The 25,797-nt window shown below is 44.6% G+C and carries 24 protein-coding genes; 4 read left to right on the top strand and 20 right to left on the bottom strand.

From position 1 onward, the window contains the following. Window position 1 precedes the first annotated feature (1 nt). From hutI to BMW86_RS17200, 5 genes are all read right to left on the bottom strand, one after another. A complete protein-coding gene (hutI, locus tag BMW86_RS17220) occupies window positions 2-1,219 on the bottom strand; it encodes an imidazolonepropionase (protein ID WP_089782961.1) in 1,218 nt (405 codons plus the stop codon). A 17-nt stretch (window positions 1,220-1,236) separates the two neighbouring features. Further along, entirely contained in the window at window positions 1,237-2,907 is a 1,671-nt protein-coding gene (hutU, locus tag BMW86_RS17215; protein WP_089782960.1) for a urocanate hydratase, read from the bottom strand. Continuing rightward, window positions 2,885-4,453, bottom strand: coding sequence for a histidine ammonia-lyase (hutH, locus tag BMW86_RS17210; RefSeq protein ID WP_089782959.1), 1,569 nt, complete (start codon window positions 4,451-4,453; stop codon window positions 2,885-2,887). The genes hutU and hutH overlap by 23 nt, the downstream gene beginning before the upstream one ends. 7 nt (window positions 4,454-4,460) lie before the next feature. Continuing rightward, window positions 4,461-4,946 (bottom strand): MarR family winged helix-turn-helix transcriptional regulator, encoded by a 486-nt coding sequence (locus tag BMW86_RS17205; protein WP_089782958.1) that lies wholly within the window; start codon window positions 4,944-4,946, stop codon window positions 4,461-4,463. Between the two features lie 81 nt (window positions 4,947-5,027). Next, on the bottom strand, window positions 5,028-5,417 hold the full coding sequence (locus tag BMW86_RS17200) for an SET domain-containing protein (protein WP_089782957.1): 390 nt from the start codon (window positions 5,415-5,417) through the stop codon (window positions 5,028-5,030). A gap of 95 nt (window positions 5,418-5,512) precedes the next feature. On the opposite strand from BMW86_RS17200, the gene BMW86_RS17195 reads away from it, so the two are divergent. Then, the gene (locus tag BMW86_RS17195) at window positions 5,513-6,382 is read left to right on the top strand and encodes a bestrophin family protein (RefSeq protein ID WP_089782956.1); all 870 of its coding nucleotides are present in this window, start codon (window positions 5,513-5,515) and stop codon (window positions 6,380-6,382) included. A gap of 50 nt (window positions 6,383-6,432) precedes the next feature. Next, on the top strand, window positions 6,433-7,809 hold the full coding sequence (mgtE, locus tag BMW86_RS17190; protein ID WP_089782955.1) for a magnesium transporter: 1,377 nt from the start codon (window positions 6,433-6,435) through the stop codon (window positions 7,807-7,809). Here the strand turns inward: mgtE and BMW86_RS17185 are convergent. After that, window positions 7,764-8,324, bottom strand: coding sequence for a phosphoglycerate mutase family protein (locus tag BMW86_RS17185; protein WP_089782954.1), 561 nt, complete (start codon window positions 8,322-8,324; stop codon window positions 7,764-7,766). The genes mgtE and BMW86_RS17185 overlap by 46 nt on opposite strands. Before the next feature lie 178 nt (window positions 8,325-8,502). On the opposite strand from BMW86_RS17185, the gene glmS reads away from it, so the two are divergent. Together glmS and BMW86_RS17175 are read left to right on the top strand one after the other, a co-directional pair. Beyond that, on the top strand, window positions 8,503-10,338 hold the full coding sequence (gene glmS, locus BMW86_RS17180) for a glutamine--fructose-6-phosphate transaminase (isomerizing) (protein WP_089782953.1): 1,836 nt from the start codon (window positions 8,503-8,505) through the stop codon (window positions 10,336-10,338). A 27-nt stretch (window positions 10,339-10,365) separates the two neighbouring features. Then, window positions 10,366-12,555, top strand: a complete 2,190-nt coding sequence (locus BMW86_RS17175; RefSeq protein WP_089782952.1) for a DUF4954 family protein — start codon at window positions 10,366-10,368, stop codon at window positions 12,553-12,555. A gap of 4 nt (window positions 12,556-12,559) precedes the next feature. On the opposite strand, the gene BMW86_RS17170 is transcribed toward BMW86_RS17175, so the two are convergent. From BMW86_RS17170 to leuC, 14 genes are all read right to left on the bottom strand, one after another. Next, the gene (locus tag BMW86_RS17170) at window positions 12,560-13,600 is read right to left on the bottom strand and encodes a cytochrome-c peroxidase (protein WP_089782951.1); all 1,041 of its coding nucleotides are present in this window, start codon (window positions 13,598-13,600) and stop codon (window positions 12,560-12,562) included. Window position 13,601: 1 nt separating this feature from the next. After that, on the bottom strand, window positions 13,602-14,294 hold the full coding sequence (locus BMW86_RS17165) for an MbnP family protein (RefSeq protein WP_089782950.1): 693 nt from the start codon (window positions 14,292-14,294) through the stop codon (window positions 13,602-13,604). A 110-nt stretch (window positions 14,295-14,404) separates the two neighbouring features. Beyond that, window positions 14,405-15,649, bottom strand: a complete 1,245-nt coding sequence (gene fucP, locus BMW86_RS17160; protein WP_089782949.1) for an L-fucose:H+ symporter permease — start codon at window positions 15,647-15,649, stop codon at window positions 14,405-14,407. Window positions 15,650-15,709: 60 nt separating this feature from the next. Then, complete coding sequence (locus tag BMW86_RS17155; RefSeq protein ID WP_089782948.1) at window positions 15,710-16,492, bottom strand: L-fucose dehydrogenase; 783 nt, start codon at window positions 16,490-16,492, stop codon at window positions 15,710-15,712. A 19-nt stretch (window positions 16,493-16,511) separates the two neighbouring features. Then, window positions 16,512-17,339, bottom strand: coding sequence for an amidohydrolase family protein (locus BMW86_RS17150; RefSeq protein ID WP_089782947.1), 828 nt, complete (start codon window positions 17,337-17,339; stop codon window positions 16,512-16,514). A gap of 22 nt (window positions 17,340-17,361) precedes the next feature. Then, window positions 17,362-17,691 (bottom strand): L-rhamnose mutarotase, encoded by a 330-nt coding sequence (locus BMW86_RS17145; RefSeq protein WP_089782946.1) that lies wholly within the window; start codon window positions 17,689-17,691, stop codon window positions 17,362-17,364. A gap of 6 nt (window positions 17,692-17,697) precedes the next feature. Then, a complete protein-coding gene (locus BMW86_RS17140; protein WP_089782945.1) occupies window positions 17,698-18,558 on the bottom strand; it encodes a fumarylacetoacetate hydrolase family protein in 861 nt (286 codons plus the stop codon). A 15-nt stretch (window positions 18,559-18,573) separates the two neighbouring features. After that, window positions 18,574-19,305, bottom strand: coding sequence for a hypothetical protein (locus tag BMW86_RS17135; protein ID WP_089782944.1), 732 nt, complete (start codon window positions 19,303-19,305; stop codon window positions 18,574-18,576). 30 nt (window positions 19,306-19,335) lie between these two features. Continuing rightward, on the bottom strand, window positions 19,336-20,118 hold the full coding sequence (locus BMW86_RS17130) for an SDR family NAD(P)-dependent oxidoreductase (protein WP_218149159.1): 783 nt from the start codon (window positions 20,116-20,118) through the stop codon (window positions 19,336-19,338). Between the two features lie 190 nt (window positions 20,119-20,308). Further along, window positions 20,309-21,820 (bottom strand): 2-isopropylmalate synthase, encoded by a 1,512-nt coding sequence (locus BMW86_RS17125; protein ID WP_255372937.1) that lies wholly within the window; start codon window positions 21,818-21,820, stop codon window positions 20,309-20,311. Window positions 21,821-21,837: 17 nt separating this feature from the next. Next, the gene (gene leuB, locus BMW86_RS17120; protein ID WP_089782942.1) at window positions 21,838-22,917 is read right to left on the bottom strand and encodes a 3-isopropylmalate dehydrogenase; all 1,080 of its coding nucleotides are present in this window, start codon (window positions 22,915-22,917) and stop codon (window positions 21,838-21,840) included. Between the two features lie 19 nt (window positions 22,918-22,936). Then, complete coding sequence (gene leuD, locus BMW86_RS17115) at window positions 22,937-23,536, bottom strand: 3-isopropylmalate dehydratase small subunit (protein WP_089782941.1); 600 nt, start codon at window positions 23,534-23,536, stop codon at window positions 22,937-22,939. A gap of 29 nt (window positions 23,537-23,565) precedes the next feature. Next, window positions 23,566-24,333, bottom strand: a complete 768-nt coding sequence (locus BMW86_RS17110) for a methyltransferase domain-containing protein (protein WP_089782940.1) — start codon at window positions 24,331-24,333, stop codon at window positions 23,566-23,568. 2 nt (window positions 24,334-24,335) lie between these two features. Next, complete coding sequence (gene leuC / locus BMW86_RS17105) at window positions 24,336-25,733, bottom strand: 3-isopropylmalate dehydratase large subunit (protein WP_089782939.1); 1,398 nt, start codon at window positions 25,731-25,733, stop codon at window positions 24,336-24,338. Window positions 25,734-25,797 lie beyond the last annotated feature (64 nt).

Raw genomic sequence — 25,797 nt, 5'->3', positions numbered from 1 at the left:
TCTATAATAGTTCTCCATTCTTCCACACACCTGATGGTTTCATCTTCCCCTGGTAGTATAAGATATCCCTGTAATCATCGCATGGATACATCTGCATGTCTGCGTCAAAGCCTGTTGCCAGCTGACCGGTATGTGTAAGTTGCAGCGCTTTTGCAGCACGGTATGTAAGCCCGGCAAATACTTCTGCAGCAGATAACTTTTCTGCAGCACTCATTACTGCGGCTTGCAACAGCAGGTCTCCCATAGGCGCAGAGCCTGGATTCCAGTCGCTGGCAATAGCTACACATGCCCCTGCGTCTAATAACTTGCGGGCAGGTGCATAATGCATGCCTAAGCCTAATGAAGCACCTGGTAATACTACAGCAACAATGTCTGCGGCTGCCAGTCCTGCCACAGAGTTGATATCACTGGCCTCCAGATGATCTGCAGATACAGCACCTGCTTCTACCGCTACGATCGCACCACCACAAGTGAACTGATCAGCATGCACAGTAGCTGCAAAACCCAATGCTTTTGCCTGTTGTAAAAAGGGTAAGGCCTGTGCAGCAGAAAAGGCCGTTTCTTCTATGAAGATATCTATGCGTTGCGTAAGGTCTTTTACTTCTGGCAGTAAGACGTTGATGACCCAGTTGAGATATGTTTCTTCAGTGCCTTCAAAATCTTTGGGACGCATATGTGCTGCCAGACAGGTAGGTATCAATGTAGCTTTCGTTTGTAATCCTGCCAGTCTGATAGCCTGTAACATCTTTATCTCATCTTCTAAATTTAGTCCGTAACCACTTTTCACTTCTATGGTAGTTACGCCTTCCTGTAAATGACGGTTAGCTCTTGCTACAGTATTTTTAGTGAGAGTATCTATAGTAGCGGTACGCGTTTTGGTAACAGAATCCCATATACCACCACCTGCACGGGCGATTTCTAAGTAGCTTTTACCGGCGATACGCATTGCGTAATCACGACTGCGGGTACCATCAAAACAGATATGTGTGTGACAGTCTATGAACCCCGGCAGTAATACAGCCGGGGTGTTGATATGTGTAATATTACTTTGCGGATATTGTTGTTGCAGGGTAGTGAAATCTGCAATAGCGATTATTTTACCGTTGTCTGTAACTATACCTCCATTAGTGATTACAGATAGTTGTTCATCACGCAGTGCCCCTTTTACAGGTAATCCTGAGAGTGGTAATATCTGGGAAAAAGGGCCGGTCAGATTCATAAGTTTAATTAAGAGATTTAAAGGTCTAAGTTAAATTGCTTTGCTATATCCTGAGCTTTCTCATATCCTGCATCTGCATGACGGAAAATACCTAAAGCAGGATCATTGTATAATACTCTTTGTAAACAAGCTGCTGCACGGTCGGTACCATCTGCCAGTACTACCATTCCTGCATGCTGGGAATATCCCATCCCTACTCCACCACCATGGTGAAAAGAGACCCAGGTGGCACCGCCACCGGTATTGGCCATGAGGTTGAGTAAAGTCCAGTCGGATACGGCATCAGAACCATCCTTCATCGCTTCTGTTTCACGATTGGGAGAAGCTACAGAGCCACAGTCTAAATGATCACGACCGATAACGATAGGCGCTTTTACTTTGCCCGTTCTAACGAGTTCATTAAAGATCAGTCCTGCTTTTTCACGTTCACCCATACCCAGCCAGCAGATACGTGCTGGAAGACCCTGGAAGGCTACCTGTTCCTGTGCTTTCCGTAACCAGTTAATAAGTGGTTTATTCTCCGGGAAAGCGTCTATTAACGCCTGATCTGTAGTATAGATATCCTGAGGATCTCCGGAGAGGGCTACCCAACGGAACGGGCCTTTCCCTTCGCAGAATAAAGGACGGATATAAGCCGGAGTAAACCCGGGGAAATTGAAAGCATTTGCTTCTCCCCCTTGTTTAGCGAACTCCCGCAGGTTATTACCATAATCAAATGTAATGGCTCCTTTCAGTTGTAATGCCAGCATATAACCTACATGACGGGCCATGCTTTTTAATGATAACTGTTTGTAAGCTTCTGCATCTGATTTGCGGAGTACAGCTGCTTCCTGTAAGGATAGTCCGTTAGGGATATATCCGTTGAGAGGATCATGTGCAGATGTCTGGTCTGTTAGTATATCAGGGATGATATTATCTTCCAGTAATCTTTTTAATAAATCTCCTGCATCACTTACTAATCCTATGGAAAGTGCCTGTCCTTTAGCTTTGGCGTCCATTGCCCAGGCGATCGCTTCCTCATAGGAATGTGTCATACGATCTATATAACGGGTAGCTAATCTTTTCTGAATACGGGTTTCATCAACATCTGCACCGAGGAACACAGCGCCTGCCATGGTAGCCGCTAATGGCTGTGCGCCACCCATGCCGCCTATACCGGCAGTGACTAACAAACGACCGCTAAGGCTTCCACCGAAGTGCTGATTACCGCATTCCACAAAGGTTTCGTAAGTTCCCTGTAAGATGCCTTGTGTACCAATGTAAATCCAGCTGCCTGCTGTCATCTGTCCGTACATCATGAGCCCCTTTGCACGTAACTCGTTGAAGTGTTCCCAGGTAGCCCATTTAGGCACAAGGTTACTATTAGCCAGCATTACACGCGGTGCCTGCGGATGTGTACGGACAACACCTACCGGCTTACCCGACTGTACCAGTAAGGAATGATCTTCATCCAGTTCCAGCAGTATTTCTATGATCTTTTGTAACGCTTCTTTATTGCGGGCTGCCTGGCCAATACCACCATATACAACTAATTCATCCGGGTTCTCTGCCACTTCATCATCCAGGTTATTCAGGAGCATACGCAGGGGAGCTTCCGTTTGCCATGAGCGGGCATGTAATTGCGGGCCACGGGGTGCTTTGTAATGCGGGTGTGCCGCATATGTTTTAATAAAGTCCGAACTGGTCATGATAAATACCGTTTAGTGATAATTGATTGTCGGCAGCCGCTTTATTGGCTACATTAACTAAAGACTGATTGGTGATGAGTGTATGCAGGTGTTGAATATCGTACGCAAAGATCCTGTCTTTTGTAGCAAAGGAAACGGTTTCGCGTACAAAGCTATGTACTGTTTCCAGTACCGGACCGGATGTAAGCGGACGACGGAAATCCACAGCCTGTGCAGCATACAGCAGTTCTATTGCAAGAATATATTCCAGGTTGTCTATCACCTGGTGTAGTTTACGTCCGCTGATAGAACCCATGGAAACATGGTCTTCCTGACCCAGGGAAGTAGGTACGCTGTCTGCACTGGCAGGGAAACACAGGGTTTTATTTTCGGTCACCAATGCTGCTGTGGTATACTGCGGAATCATGAAACCAGAGTTGAGCCCTGCGTTTTCTATAAGCAGCTTTGGCAGGCCATAACGCCCTTCAATCATCATATAACAACGTCTGTCTGAGATATTACCCAGTTCTGCCGCAGCTACAGTAGCGTAATCCAGCGGAATAGCCAGCGGCTGTCCGTGGAAGTTACCGCCACTGATAGTATCCTCAGCGCTGAAGATAATAGGATTGTCGGTAACGGAATTCAGTTCTATGGTAGTGAGATCAAGCAGGTGTAACCAGGCCGTACGGGAAGCCCCATGCACCTGCGGCATACAGCGTAAAGAGTAAGGGTCCTGTACACGATCACAGTCAACATGTGCCGCCATGATACCGGAATTCTCCAGCATCATTTTCAGGCGGTGAGCTACCAGCTGACTACCAGGATAAGGACGGATAGCATGTAAGCGCGGATCGAAAGGCCGGGCAGTACCCATTAACCCTTCCAGAGATAAAGCACCTATAATATCTGCGGCTTCCAGCAGGTTATGAAAACGTTGTAATGCTGTTACCGCAAAGGAGAGGATAAACTGCGTACCGTTAATGAGTGCCAGTCCTTCCTTAGGGCCAAGTATAATCGGATCAAGACCTTCCGCCTGCATCATGGCAGAGGCATGTACACGTTGTCCTTTGTACCATACTTCCCCTAACCCTATCAATGGCAGGAACAGGTGTGATAAAGGCGCCAGGTCGCCGGATGCCCCCACAGAGCCTTTCTCCGGCACTACCGGTGTAACGTTATGTTCTATATGCCAGATGATACGGTCCAGTGTAGCAGGGGCCACACCTGAATACCCCTGCGCCAGTGCATGCACTTTAGTGATCAGCATTACACGGGCTACCGTTACCGGAATAGGATTGCCCACGCCTACGCTGTGGCTTTGCAGGATATTGTATTGCAGGGTGCGGGTATCTTCTTCGGAGATCTTGGTATCACACAAAGGGCCAAAGCCGGTATTGATACCATATACTGTGCTGTGCTTAGCGACGATCTCCTGTACATAGGCACGACTGGCAGCAATACGTGCTGCCACTTCGGGGATGATGACCCCACGTAAGCAGCCGGCGGCAATATCAAGCGCTTTGGCTACTGTGAGCTGATCAATGCCGTAATTGAATTGGTGTATCATTATACAATCAGTTTTTCATTGAAGAAAGAATACGTATGGACAAAGGCTCCTGCTGAACAGCTTTCTCCACCTGTGTAATAGCTTCCAGCAGCAGTTTACTCTGACGTTGTGATTCTGTAAGGTCTGTCATGGCCAGGGTGATAGCCTCCCATACAGGCTGTACTTCCTGCAATAACGACTCCCCTTTGTCTGTAAGCATCACCAGTTGCCGGCGCCCATCATCGGGACAGGGAGCCGTTTCTACCAGTCCTTTCTTTTTAAGGCCGGTTACCAGCTGACTGACTGCTGAATGTGATACTTCCAGTTGTTCGGCTATATCAGTTAAAGGGATATTCTGTTGTTTGGAGAGGATATAGAATACAGGGAACCAGCTGGCATCAAAGGCAATGCCCGACTGTTCATAGACTTTATTTACTTCCATCAGGAAGTATTCACTTAACCGCCTTAACCGGCTGCCAAATACCAGGTATCCCAGGGAGGAATAAAAACTCATAACGCAGGGTATTAAATTATATAAGCACTTACATAATTTAATACAATAATAAGGAATTTCTCAATTCCTTTAATTTTTGGTTTATTTTTTACGGACGTCGAACCAAACGGGGGATGTGTCTGTGACGTCTCCGTTGTAGTTGATGCTGAGTTCCTCTCCCTTTTTAATTTCTTTACGGGTGATGATACTCATGGTTTCTTCATCAAAGTCCATTTCGTACTCACAATTGGGCTCGTAAGCATGGTTGTAGATGGAACAAAAACCGAGTGCGATACAGGAACGCGTTTCACGTGCTCCCCAGAGGAAGATATAGTTATGCAACTTGGTTGTATCCACCGTTTGTGTATCATCATAAGATAAAACCAGTACAGGTGAGGTTTCTATGCGGGTACCTGCAGGAATGTTTTCTTTTGTGAATACCCCCCGGCCCTTGCCTTTTGTGTGATCTACGTATAAATATGGTTTGATCATAATTTTATAATACAAAGCGTAAAATAAAGGTAAAGCAGGAAGTTATCAAAATCAGACATAAAAATTTTAGGTTTGCGGAAATGTAATTACGAAACATGATCGATTATAACCCAAAAGCCTGGTTTACTTTCATCTTCCGGTTTCATAAAGGAGATACCGTGCGCAAGCTATCTCCTATGTTCATCGGCCTCTCTATCTATTCCGCTGCTGTGGCGTATATAGAGATGGATTTCTTTAAGCTGAAGGCCGATAGTGAACTGAAAAACATCGTGATAGTACACACTCTGCTGGGTTTTGTTATATCAACGCTGCTCGTATTCCGTACCAATACGGCCTATGACCGCTGGTGGGAAGGACGCAAACACTGGGGCTCCCTTGTGAACAACAGCCGTAACCTGGCCATCAAGTTAAGCGCCATACTACCTCTTACCAATACTGCTTCCAGGGAATACTTCAGGATAATGATCCCTAATTATGCATTTGCCCTTAAGAACCATCTGCGTATGAACTTTATTGGTGGTGAACTGGAAACGGTTACCGGTTTTACGGCAGATACGACCAAACATGTCCCTAACCAGATTGCGGCACATATACTGGCACATATACACGAACTGTACCGCCAGCAACAGATCTCCGGAGAACAACTGCTCTCCATCAACCATGAATTACAAGCCTTTACCGATATATGTGGCGCCTGTGAACGCATCAGGAACACCCCTATCCCATTTTCGTACAGCGTTTTCATTAAGAAATTTATTTTCTTTTATGTGATGACCCTGCCCCTTGGTTATGTGTTCACTGTTGGTTACCTGATCATACCCGTAGTAGTATTCGTTTTTTATGTATTGGCCAGTCTTGAGCTGATTGCAGAAGAAATCGAGGACCCTTTTGGTTTTGATGCCAATGACCTGCCTACAGACACCATTTCAGCCAACATACGCAAACATGTGGCAGAGATATTGTAATGTAGCACCTCAACTTTGTTTAATTTCGCTCACTGACAGCCTTTTGGAATATGGAAAATGAAGCTTTACTGGAAAAATTCGAAACGCTGGTCAATGAGCATAACTACCAGGAATTAAAGGTTTACCTGGACGATCAGCTCATTACAGATGTGGCCGAACTCATTCATGAGTTACCGGAGCAGGCTGGTATTATCATCAACAATCTCTCCCTGGGGCGTGCTGCTGCGGCCTTCAGGATACTGGAGTTCCATGCACAGGAAGATGTGATTCATGAGCTGCCGGCAGCGAAAGTAGCTGAACTGCTGAATGAACTGCCTGCGGATGACCGTACAGCTTTCCTCGGAGAGCTGCATAGTGACGTGGTGAAAGAGCTGATCAAACTACTGGACCCTGAAGAGCGGAAAATTACCCTCAGCCTGCTGGGATATCATGAAACCAGCGTAGGCCGTATCATGAACCCGGACTATATCGCTGTCCGGGAAGAATGGACGGTAAAGCAGGTGCTTGATTATATCCGTGAATATGGGAAGGACAGTGAAACCATAGACGTGATCTATGTCGTAGATGAAAAAGGCAAGCTGATAGATGACTTCCGTATCAGGGAATTCCTGCTGGTGGCGACCAACACCGTTGTGCATACGCTGATGGATGACCGCTTTGTAGCCCTGCATGTGAACGATGAACAGGAAGAAGCCATCCAGGTATTCCGTATGGAAAACCGTGTGGCCCTGCCGGTTGTAGACGATGAAGGCATTCTGCTGGGTATTGTGACCATCGATGACATGTTGTGGATTGCCAATGAAGAACATACAGAGGATATCCAGAAGATAGGTGGTACCGAAGCGCTGGATGAACCTTACCTCGATATTCCCCTCATGAAGCTGGTGAAGAAACGAATAGGCTGGCTGGTAATTCTCTTTATAGGAGAAATGCTTACTGCCACCGCCATGGGCTTCTTTGAGGATGAAATTGCCAAAGCTGTAGTGCTGGCCCTGTTTGTACCACTCATTATCTCCAGTGGTGGTAACAGCGGTTCCCAGGCATCTACCCTGATTATACAGGCCATGGCCCTGGGTGAAATCACCATTGAAGACTGGTGGCGTGTCATGCGCAGGGAAATCCTTTCCGGATTGATGCTGGGTAGTGTACTGGGACTGATAGGCTTTATCCGTATCCTTCTCTGGAACTCCTTCTTTCATACCTATGGTGCCCATTCTGTTCTGATAGGCATTACCGTAGGACTGTCACTTATCGGAGTGGTATTATGGGGTACCCTTTCGGGCTCTATGCTGCCATTGATCCTGAAACGTCTGGGGGCTGACCCCGCCACGTCTTCGGCTCCTTTTGTGGCTACACTGGTGGATGTAACAGGGCTCCTGATTTACTTCTCCGTGGCTTTTGCTTTGATGGAAGGGATACTGCTGTAGCTGATTTTCCTGCTCTTCACGCTATCCCTGTATTTCCTTATTAAAAACATATCTGAATAACTGACAGTGTCTGCCGGAGGCTTTGCCTTTAAGGATCGCATCACGGAGGCTACTGTGTTGCCCTGCCCTATGATGAGCAGACGCTTGCCCCAGTCGTCATGACGGGTAATCTCATAAATCAGTCCTTCCCCGGTAGAATCAGGGTTATAAGAGGCTGTATCCACATTCTTATATGCCCGCAGGGAATCTGCTGTTTGAAGACTGCGTAAAAAGGGAGTGATATAGATCTTCTGTATAGCCGAATCTTTCAGGAAGCGGTATAAATCTCCTGCACGGCGGAACCCTGTTTCTGTTAAAGAGGAATCATAACCGGGTAATTGTTCTGCATGGCGTACCAGGAAAAAAGTACCGGTAAGAAAGGTACTGTCATCCGTCAGCGGGACAGGCTCCTTTACCGGAACTGGCTGCTCACAGGCCAAACAACATGACAACAATAAGATGATATAATGCCTCATAGGATTCGCTGGTTCAATACTTCGACAAATTACGATTTTTATAATTTGCCAGGTAAATGACGTTAATCACATGACTCTCATTTCGTTATTATAAGACTATTTTCCCTATTGTTTGTACAGAATTCACATATTTTAGCCATATTGCACGCTGATCCATGTAAAAAATTGAGAAACATATATGTGCGGAATAGTCGCTTATATAGGCCAGAGAGAAGCCTACCCCATCGTTCTTAAAGGATTAAAACGATTAGAATACCGAGGTTACGACAGTGCAGGTGTTGCCCTGATCAATAACGGCCTGCAGGTATACAAGAAAAAAGGCAAGGTGGCTGAACTGGAAAACCACGTAAGTGGTAAGGATATGCGCAGTCATATTGCTATCGGTCATACCCGCTGGGCTACCCACGGAGAACCAAGTGACCGTAACTCTCACCCACACGTTTCCGGCAATGGTAAACTGGCTATGATCCATAACGGGATTATAGAAAACTATGCACAACTGAAACAGGAATTGCTGAATCAGGGGCATATTTTCAAAAGTGATACCGATACAGAAGTACTGACTCACTTCATTGAAGAGATTCAGAAAAGTAATCACTGTACCCTGGAAGAGGCGTTGCGCATTGCTTTAAAAAGAGTAGTAGGCGCTTACGTAATCGTTATTGTAGATGAAGATAACCCGGATACACTGATTGCTGCCCGTAAAGGCAGCCCGCTGGTAATAGGCGTAGGCAAGGGAGAACACTTCCTCGCATCAGATGCGTCCCCTATCGTGGAATACACCAAAGAAGTGGTGTATGTGAATGATTATGAGATAGCGATTATCAAGGCAGATGAACTGATACTGAAGAATATCTCCAACGAGAGACAAACACCTTATATACAAAAGCTGGACATTGAACTGGCAGCAATTGAGAAAGGTGGATATGATCACTTTATGCTCAAAGAGATTTTTGAGCAGCCGCAAACCATCTTCGACAGCTTACGTGGCAGGCTGGATGCTAAAAATGGTACACTTACCATTGGTGGTATCCGGGAGCATGCAGAAATGCTCAGTAAGGCCAAACGTATTATTATCGTGGCCTGCGGTACTTCCTGGCATGCTGGTCTTGTTGCAGAGTATATGATTGAAGAACTATGCCGCATCCCTGTAGAAGTGGAATACGCTTCTGAGTTCCGCTACCGCAACCCGGTAGTAGGGCCTGGTGATGTGATCATTGCCGTATCACAATCCGGAGAAACTGCGGATACATTAGTGGCGATAGAAAGTGCGAAAGAAAAGGGCGCTATCATCTTAGGTGTTTGTAATGTGGTGGGTTCTTCTATTGCACGTTTGTCTGACGCCGGTGCGTATACGCATGCTGGTCCGGAGATTGGCGTTGCCAGTACCAAAGCATTTACCGCACAGCTGGCAGTACTTTGCCTGATCGGTCTTAAAGTGGCCATCGTAAAAGGCAGTATCACCCAGCAACGTTTCCAGCATCTTTTAGATGAACTGGACCATATTCCTGAGAAAGTAGCTGCTGTCCTTAAACTCAATGACAGGATCAAAGAGATAGCGGCTAAATATAAAGATGCCCGCGACTTCCTCTACCTTGGACGTGGTTATAACTTCCCGGTAGCATTGGAAGGTGCCCTGAAACTGAAAGAAATCTCCTACATACACGCAGAAGGCTACCCCGCCGCTGAAATGAAACATGGTCCTATTGCCCTGGTGGATGAGAACCTGCCTGTAGTATTTGTGGCTACCCGCGACAGCTACTATGAAAAGGTAGTCTCCAACATCCAGGAAATCAAGGCCCGTAAAGGCAAGGTAATAGCCGTTGTTACAGAAGGCGACCAGGTAATTCCGGGTATGGCCGATGATATCATCATGGTACCGGAAGCAGATGAACTGGTAGCACCTATCCTCTCTGTTATTCCGCTGCAGCTGCTGGCTTATCATATAGGCGTACTGAAAGGTTTTGACGTAGATAAACCAAGGAACCTGGCAAAGTCTGTGACAGTAGAATAGTTTTACATCCTTTTAACACCAAAGCGAATGAACCTGATACAGAAAAAACCGCTCAAAGAGTTAGGTTATAATTTTGTAGCAGCCTCTTACCTGCCTGACGGGAAAGATGAATATTATCTGCGTAATAAGCAGTCGGGCAATGAGATTGTTTACCGTCAGCTGTCTGCGATGGAAATAGAGACACTGGTAAGAAATGATAATACTTCAGACGACTGGAATAATATCTTTGTTGCTGATGCATTTAATCCTCAACTAGTAAAGCACTGCCATTTTTTCGGGATGGTACGTATCGGTAAACTGGAACCTTATTATTTAGAATTCCATAACCTGCGACAGCCTGTAGGCTTATATAACAGCACTATTTCTTCCTGCGACTTCGGCGATAATGTAGTTGTTCACAACGTACATTTCCTCTCTCATTACATCATTGGTAATGAAGTGATGATCTGTAACGTAAATGAAATGGCTACTACAGATCATGCTAAATTCGGGAATGGTATTGTGAAAGAAGGTGAACCGGAAAATGTGCGGATCTGGCTGGAGTTATGCAATGAAAATGGGGGACGTAGTGTAATGCCTTTTGATGGCATGCTGCCGGGCGATGCCTGGCTGTGGACGCGTAACAGGGATGACGAGAGCCTTCAGTCGAAGTTTAAAGCATTTACAGAAAAACAGTTTGATAAAAAGCGCGGATATTATGGCATGGTGGGAGATCGCTGTGTGATCAAGAACGTGAAGATTATTAAAGATGTTACTATCGGCACAGACGCTTATCTGAAAGGTGCGAATAAAATAAAGAATGTAACGATCAATAGTTCTGCAGATGCGACTACACAGATAGGCGAAGGGTGTGAGTTAGTGAATGGTGTAGTGGGTTACGGATGCCGTGTCTTTTATGGTGTGAAGGCGGTACGTTTTGTTATGGCGTCTCATTCACAGCTGAAATATGGTGCACGTCTGATCAACTCTTATCTTGGGAATAATTCAACGATCTCTTGCTGTGAAGTTTTGAATTCACTGATCTTCCCGGCACATGAGCAACATCATAATAACTCTTTTTTATGTGCTGCGTTAATCATGGGACAGAGCAATATGGCAGCTGGTGCAACTATCGGGTCTAATCATAATTCGCGTGGAGCAGATGGTGAGATTGTTGCAGGGCGCGGATTCTGGCCAGGATTGTGTGTGAGCTTAAAACATAATTCAAGGTTCGCCAGTTTTACACTGATTGCCAAAGGCAATTATATGTCGGAGATGGATATCCCTTTTCCGTTTAGTTTAGTCCTGAATGATGAACAGCATAATAGTCTGAAGATTATGACAGGCTACTGGTTTTTGCATAACATGTATGCACTGGCCCGTAATTCCTGGAAACATATGGACCGTGATAAACGTACGGATAAAACACAGTTGATAGAGTATGATTATCTGGCCCCGGATAGTGTGGAAGAGATGATTCATGCGATGGAACTGATGGAAGTAGCTGTAGGTAAAGCATGGTATGCAAAGGAAGATGATACGCTGGATTATCGTCAGAAAGGACGTGAGTTATTACTGAATAATATTGAAGAAGTAAGTCATCTGAAAATATATGCTGAGAAGGTAGAGAACAGCAGCCGTAAAACAGAATTACTCAAAGTACACAGGAGTTATCCTTTGTTCCGGGAACTGATTAATTTATATGCGGTGCGTAATATCTTCAGTTATCTTCATACACATCCTGATGCTTCTTTTGAATCATTGCAAACTATTGCCAATGCTGCGGAACGCGGGCCATGGTGCAATGTAGGCGGACAGCTGATGCGCGCATCTACATTACAATTACTGAAAGATAATATCCGTAGTGGAAAAATTAATGGCTGGGACCAGTTGCATGAAAACTACCGGCAGATAGGAGAACAATATCCGGTTGATAAATTACAACATGCTATAGGTTCTCTCTTGTTTATACAAGGAAAAAAAGATTTTACTTCTGCTTATTTAAAAGAATCTCTGTTATCTTCTGTTGCTACTCAGGAACTGATTACAGATAATATTTATCGCTCCCGTGAGAAGGATTATCAGAATCCTTTCCGTAAGATGACGTATGAGAACAATGCGGAGATGGATGCAGTAACAGGGAAACTGGAAAGTAATAGTTTTATTCAGCAGACAATTGCTGACCTGAAATCTTATAAGGAAAGTGTGAATGCATTAATCAATAAATGGCACTTGTAGTTTTTTAATCTTCGATCATTATCTCTTTCAGATCTTTATTATTGATAAATTTTTTATCCGTTAAAGTGTTAAGGAACATGTACAATTGTCTTTGTTCCTTTTCACTTAGAGGGATCCCATTTTTCAACAAAAGATCTATTGTATTCCCTTTCTCCTGCCCATGATCGTACATGGCAAATACCTGGAAAATATCAAAGAAACGTCCGTCATGCATATAGGGCGAGCTTACCAGTACATTACGTAAAGAAGGTACTTTAAACTTGAGATAGTCTGCTGTGTTATTAGTGATCTTCATTCTGCCAATGTCATTCATAGAAGGCAGATATGGCAAACCATTATTACGCATGCTGAAGTCTGTGAAGAAAGGTTCTTTATGGCAGGCTGCGCATTTTTGCTGAAAAGTTTTGTATCCGCCCTGTTCTTCTGCGGTGAATGTTACACCTGGTTCATGTCTCTTCACACTATCATATCTGGATTCAAAGGAGATCATAGTAGCCATGAACTGGGATAATGCTTTCAGCATTCTCTGGCTGGTAACTTCTTCTGTTCCGAAAGCATCTTTAAACATCCTTTTATAGGTCTTATTTCCTTGTAAGCGGGTGATCAGTTCTTTTAAATCCATACCCATTTCATCTTCATTTGTGATGGGTGATATCGGTTGTACTTCTAAATGATTTACCCCACCATCCCACATAAAGTCCTTTTGCCATATCAGGTTGAAGAGTGTGGGTACGGAGCGACTGGTAACCCTGCCCATGATACCATGACTAAGGGCATGATCGAAGTGGCCAAAGGCTGCAAACTGCTGATGACAGAAGCCACAGGAAACGGAGCTGTCTTTAGAAAGTTTAGGATCGTAGAAGAGATATCTGCCAAGGGCTATGCCTTCTTTGGTTAAAGGGTTCTTTGAAAAGTCGTAGACGGGTTTAGGCAGGCTGTCTGGCAATTTAAGGGTATAGTACTCCGGGCCGGGTTTGCCGGCTTTGCCTATGATGAATAACCACAGGCAGAAAAGAGAGAGCAGGTATACCGCTTTACGGGCCATTTTAGTTTTTTACAGAGAACATATGTTGATAATTATCGGCGATGTGATCAGCAGCTGAACCTGGTGTCATAAAGCCTGCCAGTTGATGGAAGCTAATGCCATTCAACAAGGTATAGATATCTGCACTCACACGGATGATGGAAATAAAATCCTGTGGAGAAGACTGATATTGGCGAGGTGGCCTCGCCGTAATCATACCTGATAAAGGTAAAGTTACCCAACGCTGTGTAATGTGAGGCGCCCGGTAGCCCCCTATATGGAATTCAATCATATGCCCGGGAAGATAGGAAGAAGGAGACGTGCCCTCCAGCTTTACCATAATATAACCACTGTTCCAGGTCCAGAACATCCCATATACAGGGTCTAAAGCGCCGCTTTGTGCTCCTGTGCAGTTCAGTAAGCTATCGACCCCTATCATAAAAGAAATGCTCTTATACTCACCCTTAGGCATGTTTAAGGTGATATTCTTTGACTCGCTACTATCCTCACTTACGAGGAAACATTCGGATGAAAGTTTTACTGTTTTTCCGGATGAATCTGTTAAGGAGAAATTGCTGAGATAGTATTTAAATGATGTGATATTGAAGGTATCTCCTGCGGCGTTCAGATAGTTAGTATTGCGCAGGTACAAAGGCTCCCCTTTCACTGTATTTTCCAGCGATACAATTAAGTGCTGAGCTTTTATTCCACTCATTATCAACACGCTAATAAGTAACAGGCACCATTTCATAGGATCAAAAATAAGCAGAAAGGGCGTGATGTCCTTTAAAATAACATCACGCCCTTTCTATATATGATAATAGTTTATTTCCTTTTATAACCCCATCCGCCATAGTAGAATACTACTAAAAAGCAAAGCAGTGGCACTCCATAAGCCAAAGCAGTAGACTGCTTATCTGCTACCAATCCCATTACAAAAGGAACAATCGCTCCTCCTACAATAGACATGATCTGAAAAGAAGCACCTTGTTTGGTATGAATACCCAGATCTTTTACCCCCAGGGCAAAGATGGTAGGGAACATAATAGACATAAAGAAGAAAATAGCGATCAGGGCATATACTGATAATGCACCGCTACCTGCCATTACCACAGCACACAACACTACATTGATAGTGGCATACAGCATCAGTAATTTATTGGCAGCTACCTTTCTCATAATGGCAGTACCAATAAAACGGCCAGCCAGGAATAATGCCATACCGATAGAGAGTAAAAAAGATGCTTCCTTACTGCTGGTACCCTCCCAGTATTCTGTAGCGTAGTTCAGGAACAATGCCCCTACTCCTACCTGTGCTGCCACATAAAAGAACTGAGTAATGACACCCCATACAAAATGAGAATGCTCAAATAAAGGTTTGGTAGCTGCCAGACTTTCATTCCCTGTTTGTTCCTCTTCCTTGATCTCAGGTAAAGGCGTACGGTAAAAAAAGAGGGCAATCACCAATACCAGGATGCCGATGATAATATAAGTAAGTTGTACAGAAGAAAGATCTTTCACACTGGCCGGGTTAGCCTTATCTTCAAAAAACAGCATACCGCCTATAATAGGCCCCAGGAAAGAACCCAGTCCGTTGAAACACTGTGAAAGGTTTAAACGTTGTTCTGATGTTTCCCTGCTACCCAATACGGTCACATAAGGGTTGGCCGCTGTTTCCAGGCAAGCCAGGCCACAGGCCAAAATAAAAAGAGCTAACAAAAACCCTTCAAAACTAAGATGACTGGCAGCAGGATAAAATAAGAAAGCGCCTATTGCATACAGCAGTAAACCCAGGATAATACCTCGTTTGTAACCGTACCTGTTCATGAAAAGACCTGCAGGTAATGCCATTAAAAAGTACGCGCCAAAATAAGATAACTGCAATAAGGTAGAACGGGATTTGGTAACGTTCAGTACTTCCTGAAAATGTTTATTCAACACATCAAGCAGGCCATAAGCAAGGCCCCAGAGAAAGAACAGACTTGTAACCAGGATGAGTGGAAAGAGATAACTTTTATTTGTATCAATGTTTGCTTTAACGGTGGAATTTGGAATTGCAGCTCCTGCCATGATAGGAAATTTATGTGATAAAAATATAGGCAGACCCGCAGGCCTGCCATCTGATATAAGCTAGCTAATTGATCTGTCCAGGTGCGTATATCCTCCATCTACATACACAATCTGACCTGTAGTATGAGAAGATACATTTGATAATAATACCGCTGTCATGTTGGCGATTTCAGTGGAAGTTGTCATACGTTTTTCCAACGGAATCTTTGATACAATAGATGCCAGCTTTTCTTCCGGATTTGGCAGAGAACTGATCCATGTTTCATACAGTGGCGTCCATACTTCCGCAGGAATTACCGTGTTTACCCGGATGCCGTAAGGTAACAGCTCAACTGCCCACTCGCGGGTCAATGCGTTGATGCCACCTTTGGAAGCTGCATAACCGGAAGTGTTGCCCTGTCCTGTATCCGCTACTTTAGAACCGATGTTAAGGATAGTACCTTTCGTGGCTTTCAGATGCGGCAAGGCATAATGCGCCAGGTTATAATAATGCGATAAGTTCTTCTGTAATGAAGCCATGAACTTTTCAGGACTGCCACTTTCCAGACCACAGCCATCGTTTACACCTGCATTATTCACCAGGCCATCAATACGGCCATATTGTTTTATGGTAAAGTCGATCACTTTTTTACAGTCTGCCACTTCTCCCAGTTCTGCTGTTACACCAGCAGCCTTTCCGCCAGCAGCAATGATAGCTGCTACTGCTTTGTCATTATCTTCTGCGCTTCTTCCGGCAACAACTACGATGCCACCTTCTGCTCCTACTACTTTGGATATAGCTTCTCCTATTCCTTTAGCACCACCTGTAACTATAAATACTTTATCCTTTAATCCCAGATCCATGTGAATGGTTTAATTTGTTTTAAAGATTGTAGAACCTCACTGCATTAACGCCCATGATATTAGCCTGTTCCGTAACCGATAAACGGCTGATATAATCTGTAATCAGTTGTTTCACCTGTGCATAAGAACCAGCCAGTTTACACACGGGCCAGTCGGACCCAAACAGTAACCTGTCAGCGCCAAAAGCATCCAGTGCAATGTCCAGGAAAGGCGCAAAATGCGCGGGCTGCCAGTGTTGCCAGTCGGCCTCAGTTACCAGTCCGCTTAATTTACAGTATACATGCGGTTCTTTTGCAATTGCACGCATATGCTTTTCCCATTCCTGTATATCACCTGATTTAAAATCAGGTTTTGCCATATGATCTATCACCAGGCGCTGTTGCGGGAATTTCTTTACAAAAGCCGCCACAGCAGGTAGTTGTTTAGGATAGACCAGGATATCATACGTAAAATGATATTTTGACAGGGCATGTACGCCACGACAAAAATCTTCACGTAACAGGAATGCCGGATCGGGTTCTCCCTGTACGATATGTCTGAATCCTTTTAACTGGCTGAATTGATTGTAATATGCGAGCCGTTCGGGGAGATTATCTGCACACAGGTTTGTCCATCCCACTACTCCTTTTATAAAATCATGTTTTGATGCCAGCTCCAGCAGGAATGCAGTTTCATCTTCCGACTGATCTGCCTGTACTGCCACACAACCATCTACATTATTCTCTGTCAGAACGGGAAGCAGATGATGTGGCAGGAAATCGTCCTGGATCACTTTCATATCGTCAGTGATCCAGGCGTCCTTTACAGGATTATAATTCCAAAAATGCTGGTGCGCGTCTATTATCATTATTTCATAACGTTAAATCGTACTACAGGGAAAAGATCTTGTCCATCTTTACCCATTTCTCACCGGGTTTGGCAACCGGTAACGCCTGCTGATACTTCCACATCAGGGTTTCCCATTCCTGGACCTTTGGATTAGCAGCATCAGCCGCATCCTTTTTTTCTCCGGAAAAGCTACCGTTCACTTCCATGATCATAAATAATCTATTCATGATACGATATATCTCCATATTGATGATACCACTGTCTGTGATACTCTTTCTTATTTCAGGCCATATTTCGCGGTGGTATGCTTCATATTCCGCAATTAAAACAGGATCATTTTTCAGATCTAAAGCCAGGCAATATCTCTCCATAAGTTATCAATTATTTGCCTTGTAAGCTACTGCTGTTTGTTTGGATGATCCCAGGCCATCTATACCCAGTTCTATCACATCTCCTGCTTTCAGATATACCTGTGGATTCATGCCTAATCCCACACCGGCTGGTGTACCTGTAGAGATCACATCACCCGGGAGTAATGTCATGAACTGGCTGAGATAAGAAACGAGAAAAGGTAAGTTGAAGATCAGGTTAGCAGTAGTACCATCCTGCATTTTCTTACCGTTTACAGTGAGCCATAAACGCAGGTTATGCACGTCTTTTATTTCGTCTTTGGTCGCCATCCATGGACCAAGTGGTGCAAAGGTATCGTTACTCTTACCTTTTACCCATTGTCCATTACGTTCCAGCTGAAATGCGCGTTCGCTGTAATCGTTATGCAGGCAATAACCGGCGATATAATCCATGGCATCTTTCTCTTCCACATAACTGGCTTTCTTACCAATCACTACTACCAGTTCCACTTCCCAATCTGTTTTCTGACTATCGCGTGGAATGATCAGGTCATCATTAGGGCCTACCAATGCAGAAGTACTTTTGAAAAATACGATTGGTTCTGTAGGGATCTGTGCATTGGTTTCCTTTGCATGATCTGCATAGTTCAACCCAATACAGATTATTTTGGAAGGACGGGCAACCGCAGATCCAAGGCGGGTTCCTACAGGTACTGCCGGGCAGCTGGCTGCATTCTTTTCCCACCATTGTGCCAGACGTGTTAATCCGTCTGTTTCAAAAAACTTTTCTCCAAAATCTTCTCCGAATGCACTTACATCAAACATACCGTTATCTGTTACTACACCCGGCTTCTCAGCTCCCGCTAAACCAAATCTTATCAGTTTCATATATTTCCTTGTTATTTACCTGTTTGTAATCTGCAGATGCCCGTCATTCACGCTTACATCCGCTATGCTTTTCATTTTAGATCCCTTCACAAACATTACGATGCAGTTTTCAGGATGTTCTTTTGAAGAGATAATTCCCCCGCTGTATCCCTCCGGAACCGGCAGGCGCAACGTTTTATTAGCACCTCCAAATTCTGCATACACATACATAGAATCTGTAGTAGTAATAGCAGGCTGAATTTTAATGATAAAGTCTGCAATGATTTTACCTGATGTCAGGTTCCTCCTGTAATTTTTTGTAACAGTGGTTGTCAGGTCCAGTTTACCCAAACCCAGTTTATTTTCTGCATATTGCCATATTGCTGCCGGTGGTGTTCCTACCTGATTAATTTTCAGGTCTGTACCATCCAGGCTTGCATGGTAATAACGGGTATTACGTTTTTTCATCAGTACACCGATATAACAGCTGTTAGGCTTGTCCCATACAGTGCGGAACATATCGGATTCCTTTGCATCATCTGCCAGTGGCAGATCGAAAGTCTTTTCTTTTGCCTGGCCGTTCAGTGCAAAAGTGATTTTTACCTGTCCGGTATCACCTGCAGGGAATCCTACAGCTACGGTACCGGCTGGTGTTGCAGGTGTAAAATTGTCTCCGGCAGACGCTTCCGTGGATTGTTCCGGTTGTTTACCGGATTCATTACAGGCAAAAAAAACAGGGATAAGGAATAATAGTGCGAAATTTTTCATGGGAATTGAGTGATTTATTGCGAATATAACTTAATTGTTCAGTCGTATAAATCCTCCGTCCAGGGGATAATCTGTTCCGGTTATGAAACCAGCTTCCTCGCTGCACAGGTATAAGGCCAGGGTACCCACTTCATCTGGCTTTGCCATACGGCCTATAGGCTGCGTTTTAGACAGCTTTTCAAACATTTCCTGTTCCTTACCGGGATAGTTTTTACTGATAAATCCGTCTACAAAAGGGGTGTGTACACGTGCAGGAGAAATACAGTTACAGCGGATGCCGTCCTGGATATAATCTTTGGCAACAGACAAGGTCATTGTCAGCACCGCTCCTTTACTCATGGAATAAGCAAATCTGTCTGGTATACCTACGCTGGACGCGATAGAGGCTACGTTAAGGATCACCCCGCTTTTCTGCTGCTTCATCTGTTTGATGGCCGCAAACATGCAGTTATAGGTCCCTTTTACATTTACGCTGTACACCCTGTCCAGGTCTTCTTCGGAAGTAGTTTCCAGTTTACCAACGTGTGCAATTCCTGCACAGTTTACCAGGATATCGAGTTTTCCTTCGGCTTTGATAATGTTCTCCATGGTCTGTACCACTGTAGCCTGCTGTGCCACATTACACCCATGTACAGTAGCCTTTCCTCCAGCTGCAGTAATATCCGCTGCCGTCTGACGGCCACCTTCTTCATTCAGTTCAATAACGTGGACAGCAGCACCCTGTGCAGCAAATACCTTTGCTATGGCTTGTCCGATCCCACTACCACCTCCCGTAATTACGGCCACTTTACCATCTAGTCTAAACAGGTTCATAATATGCTCAATTTAAGGGTTCTAAAATAGCCCTTTTAACAAGGGGAAATCTATCTTTTTTTAACCTTAGCTTGTACTTTCTTGCCATATTTTTCCCTTTTTGGACAAAATCTGTGAAAATAAGCTAAAAAGGAAAAACGCTAAGTACCAGATGGCACTTAGCGTTTTGCGTTATTATTTCAATATTCTCTTAGTAAATCTTGTTCAGCGTATCTATGTAAGCATGGATAGAGGCGTTCACAATATCGGTAGAATAACCGTAGCCATAATAAGACTGGCCATTGTGTAAAACACGCATATTTACCTTGCTCACATCTTTACTGCCACCACGCATCGACTGAATATTAAATTCATCAATGTGGATATCGTCTTTGATGATTTCGTGGATAGCATTGATAGCTGCATCTACAGGACCGTTACCCGCGGCGCTGGCTTCTTTTTCCTCTCCGTTGATTCTCAGTTTCACTGTTGCCATCGGGCGCAGCGGATCTCCGCATACTACCTGTAACAAAGTTACCTTGATCGCTTTATCATCGTAGTTGGTAGCATCACCATCTCCCATCAATTCCATCAGATCAGCATCGCTGATTTCTTTCTTCTGATCAGCTACTACCAGGAAGCGGTGATACACCTCATCCAGATTCACTTTATCAATGTTGTAACCCAGGCGTTCCAGGTGATGTTTCAGTGCATGACGGCCACTACGTGCTGAGAGGATGATAGAGTTGGAAGGAATACCCACATCTTCAGGATTCAGGATCTCGTAGTTTTCGCGGTGCTTCAGTACACCATCCTGGTGAATACCGGAGCTATGTGCAAAAGCATTACGACCGATGATAGCTTTATTTGCCTGTACCGGCATACGCATCATGGTTTCTACCAGGTTGCTGATACCGTAAATACGTTTGGAATTAATGCCTGTATGATAACCCAGCGCATGATGCGTTTGCATGATCATAGCCACTTCTTCCAGGGAAGTATTACCTGCACGTTCACCGATACCGTTGATAGTACATTCTACCTGACGCGCACCATTGAATACACCGGCCATTGTATTGGCAGTAGCCAGTCCGAGGTCGTTATGACAGTGTACAGAAATGATTGCCTTATCAATGTTGGATACGTTATCCATCAGGTATTTGATTTTGGCACCATACTGTTCCGGCAGGCAGTAACCATTGGTGTCAGGAATATTCACAACAGTAGCACCGGCAGCAATCACCGCCTGTATCATCTGTGCGAGGTATTCGTTATCTGCACGTCCTGCATCTTCTGCGTAGAATTCGATATCGTCTACATATTTACGGGCGTATTTCACAGCATCTACAGCACGTTGCAGAATTTCTTCGCGGGTACTGTTGAATTTGTATTTAATGTGCATATCAGAAGCACCGATACCGGTGTGGATACGTTTACGTTTTGCAAAACGCAACGCTTCTGCGGCAGCATCAATGTCTTTTGTATTAGCGCGTGTTAAGGCACAGATTACAGGCTCACTTACTGCTTTGGATATTTCAACCACACTCTGGAAATCGCCGGGACTAGAGATAGGGAAACCGGCTTCAATAACATCTACACCAAGGGCTTCCAGCTCCTTTGCTACCGTAATTTTCTCAACCGTAGTTAACTGGCATCCCGGAACCTGTTCACCATCACGAAGAGTAGTATCGAAGACGTATACACGATTTTTATCGCTCATCATTAGTTAATTTAATTAAGTTAATTCAGGTTCTCTAACACCTTTGCGCCCATTGCATCCGTACCCATTACCAGGTGATTGTCTGTATGTTTGTTGGCAATATCCATGGTACGGTAGCCTTGTTTCAGTGTAGCTTCTACAGCTTTGATCACACGCTGTGATTCATTTTTCAGACCAAATGAAATATCCAGCATCAGTGCAACAGATAAGATAGAAGCTAAAGGATTCGCAATACCTTTACCTGCAATATCATGTGCAGAACCATGAATAGGTTCGTAGAAACCAGCGCCGTCCCCAATGGAAGCAGATGCCAGCATACCCATAGAACCAGCTATCTGTGAGGCTTCATCGGTTAAGATATCACCAAACAGGTTGCCTGTTACTACTACATCGAAACGTTTAGGATCTTTGATCAGCTGCATAGCGGCATTATCAATGAACATATGTTCCGTTTCAACATCAGGATATTCTTTTGCAATTTCCTGTACTACTTCGCGCCACAGACGGCTTGCTTCCAGTACGTTTGCTTTATCCACAGAGCACAGCTTTTTACGGCGGGTGCGTGCTGCTTCATATGCTTTACGCGCAATACGTTCTACTTCATAACGGTGATAGATCATCAGATCAGAAGCTGTGTTACGGTCTTCTGTACGTTTCTTTTCACCAAAGTAAACATCGCCGGTCAGTTCGCGGAAGAACAGGATATCTGATCCTCTCAGGATCTCCGGTTTTATGCTGGATGCTTCCAGCAATTCATCAAACAGTTTGATAGGCCGCAGATTGGCATATAAACCCAGTTCCTTACGGATCTTCAGTAATCCCTGTTCTGGTCTTACTTTCAGAGAAGGGTCGTTGTCGTATTTGGCATGGCCGATAGCGCCGAACAGGATAGCATCGCTTTTGCGGGCTTTCTCCAGCGTTTCGTCCGGTAACGGATTACCGGTAGCTTCGATGGCAACGTGCCCCATAATGCCTTCTTCAAAAACGAAATTGTGTTTGTAGTTTTCGGCAATTGTTACTAATACTTTCTGGCCCCAGGCAGTTACTTCCTGACCAATACCGTCACCAGGAATTACCAGTATCTTTTTGTCTACGCCCATTTAGTTTGATGTTGTTTTTTTAAAAATTAAACTCCCTGCCTGCTTCGTAGGTTTCAATTTCCTTACGAAGATTTAACAGGTAATCAATATCATCATAGCCGTTTATCAGGCATTCTTTTTTGTAAGGATTGATATCAAACTTTGCTTCATCACCAGTAGACAAGATACGGATAGATTGTTTTTCCATATCTACTTCCAATTGTGTTGCAGGATCTGACTTGATAGCGCTGAAGATCTTCTCCAGGAATTCATCTGTTACCTGTACAGGTAAGATAAAGTTGTTCAATGCATTATTCTTGAAGATATCTGCAAAGAAACTACTTACCACTACTTTAAAGCCAGCGTCGCCGATAGCCCAGGCAGCATGTTCGCGGGAAGATCCGCAACCAAAGTTTTTACCTCCTACCAGGATCTCTCCTTTGTAGGTAGGGTCATTCAGCACAAAATCAGCCTTTGGCTGATTGTTGGCATCGTAACGCCAGTCGCGGAAAAGATTTTCTCCAAAACCATCTCTGGTAGTTGCTTTCAGGAAACGGGCCGGAATGATCTGGTCTGTATCTATATTTTCTATTGCAATAGGAACTGCAGTGGAAACTAAATGTCGAAAGTTCTTGCTCATCTTTATGAAGAGGTCTTTAAAATTATTGTTTAGAGATCTGTTTCTACAGGTTCAATCCGCTGCGCCTTAATACGTAACCGTACATATTTAGTGAACCATTTTCCATTGCGGAAATTGGTAGCACGCAGTAATTCCTGTGTTTCGTGCATGATGGTGTCCAGTTCTGTTGTGGGAACATCCTCCATGAGGCTGTCTCCAAACATCCTTAACCATTCTACGATACCATTCTCAGGATCTGCCAGTTCGGTTTCGCGGTCGAAGTATTGTACCTGATTTACACGGAAATCGTATTCTTCCAGCAGGGAAGTATATTCTCCTACGGAAGGGTAGTACCAGAGCGGCTTGAATGCATAACCATGCTTTTGCATCACTTTTTCCACCGCACCCATGATATCGTCCACATTACCTTTTCCGCCCATTTCCAGTACCAGTCGTCCGCCCGGTACCAGGTGCTGATGGATACGGTCCAGTACTTTTTCTTTCTGACGGATCCAGTGCAGGACGGCATTGGAAAACACGGCATCAAACTTCTCGGACAGTGTAAAAGAAGTAGCATCTGCCACTGCAAATTTAAGATCCGGGAAATGTTGTTTAGCGCTGGCGATCATGGAAACAGAGCTATCTATTCCTGTTACCTGTGCACCGCTGGCAGCAATCTGTGCCGTCAGTTCACCGGTGCCACAGCCCAGGTCCAGGATCTTCTCCCCTTCTTTGGGCTCCAGCCATTCCACCACATTATTCCCGTGCTGGAATACAAAAGCATGCTTTTCTTTATACAAATCCGCGTTCCAGGCCATATCTATACTAATTCTCTTACGTCAGTAACTTTTCCGGTAATAGCTGCGGCAGCAGCAGACAAAGGGCTGGCCAGGAAGGTGCGGGCATTGGGACCCTGACGACCTTCAAAGTTCCTGTTGGAAGTAGAGATGCAATACATACCGGCAGGAATCTTGTCTTCGTTCATACCCAGGCAGGCAGAGCAGCCAGGTTCACGCAGATGGAAGCCTGCCGCTTCAAATATCTTATCTATTCCTTCTCTCTTAGCCTGTGCTTCTACCTGTTTGGAACCAGGTACAATCCATGCTACCACTCCGTCTGCTTTTTTCTTTCCTTTCACAAAATCTGCTACCAGGCGCAAATCTTCGATACGGGAATTGGTACAGCTACCAATGAATACATAATCTACTTTTTTGCCCAACAGTTCACTTCCAGGTTCCAGGCCCATGTATTCCAGTGATTTTTTGAAAGAGGCTTTCTCTTTATCATCTGTTTCTTCCAGGGTAGGAATGTGCTGGGTAATACCCATGCCCATACCCGGATTGGTACCGTAGGTGATCTGCGGTTCTATATCTGCAGCGTCGAAAGTGAGTGTTACGTCAAATTCAGCGTCTTTATCAGTATGAAGGGTTTTCCAGTAGGCTAATGCCTTGTCCCAGTCTGCTCCCTTAGGTGCAAACTCACGCCCCTTGATATATTCGAAAGTTGTTTCATCCGGAGCGATCAATCCACCGCGGGCCCCCATCTCTATACTCATGTTACAGATGGTCATGCGTGCTTCCATACTCAGGGCACGGATAGCTTCACCGGCATATTCCACAAAGTAACCGGTAGCACCGGAAGCAGAGATCTTAGAGATGATGTACAGGATAATATCTTTGGATAATACCCCTTTCTTCAGCTGACCATTTACTTCGATCTTCATGCGTTTTGGACGGTATTGCAGGATACACTGGGTAGCCAGTACCTGTTCTACCTCGGAAGTACCGATACCAAAAGCGATGGCGCCAAAGGCCCCATGTGTACTGGTATGGCTGTCGCCGCAAACGATTGTCATACCCGGCAGGGTAATACCCAGTTCGGGCCCTATTACGTGAACAATCCCCTGGTAAGGGTGGCCGAGGCCGTACAGTTCCACTCCAAATTCTTTGGTATTGGTAGTCAGCATTTCCACCTGTTTACGGCTCAATGCTTCTTTAATCGGCAGGTGCTGGTCAACGGTAGGAACGTTATGATCAGCTGTTGCCTTTGTTTTGGCGGTACGGAACACCGGGATACCCCTCTTACGCAAGCCGTCAAATGCCTGCGGACTAGTCACCTCATGAATAAAATGAGTGTTGATATACACCGCATCCGGAAAACCAGGTTTGCTAAGTACCACGTGGCTGTCCCAGAGCTTATCGAATAATGTTTTTCCCATCCGTAATTACTTTTTAAATTTTAACGCAAATTGCGTTTTATGCTTCCTTCCTTTGTTTGTACCT

Origin of the sequence: Chitinophaga sp. YR573, assembly GCF_900110995.1 — a bacterium.
Classification (GTDB): domain Bacteria; phylum Bacteroidota; class Bacteroidia; order Chitinophagales; family Chitinophagaceae; genus Chitinophaga.
The sequence above is the reverse complement of the archived record's forward strand: the minus strand, read 5'-3'. Positions and strand labels throughout refer to the sequence as shown.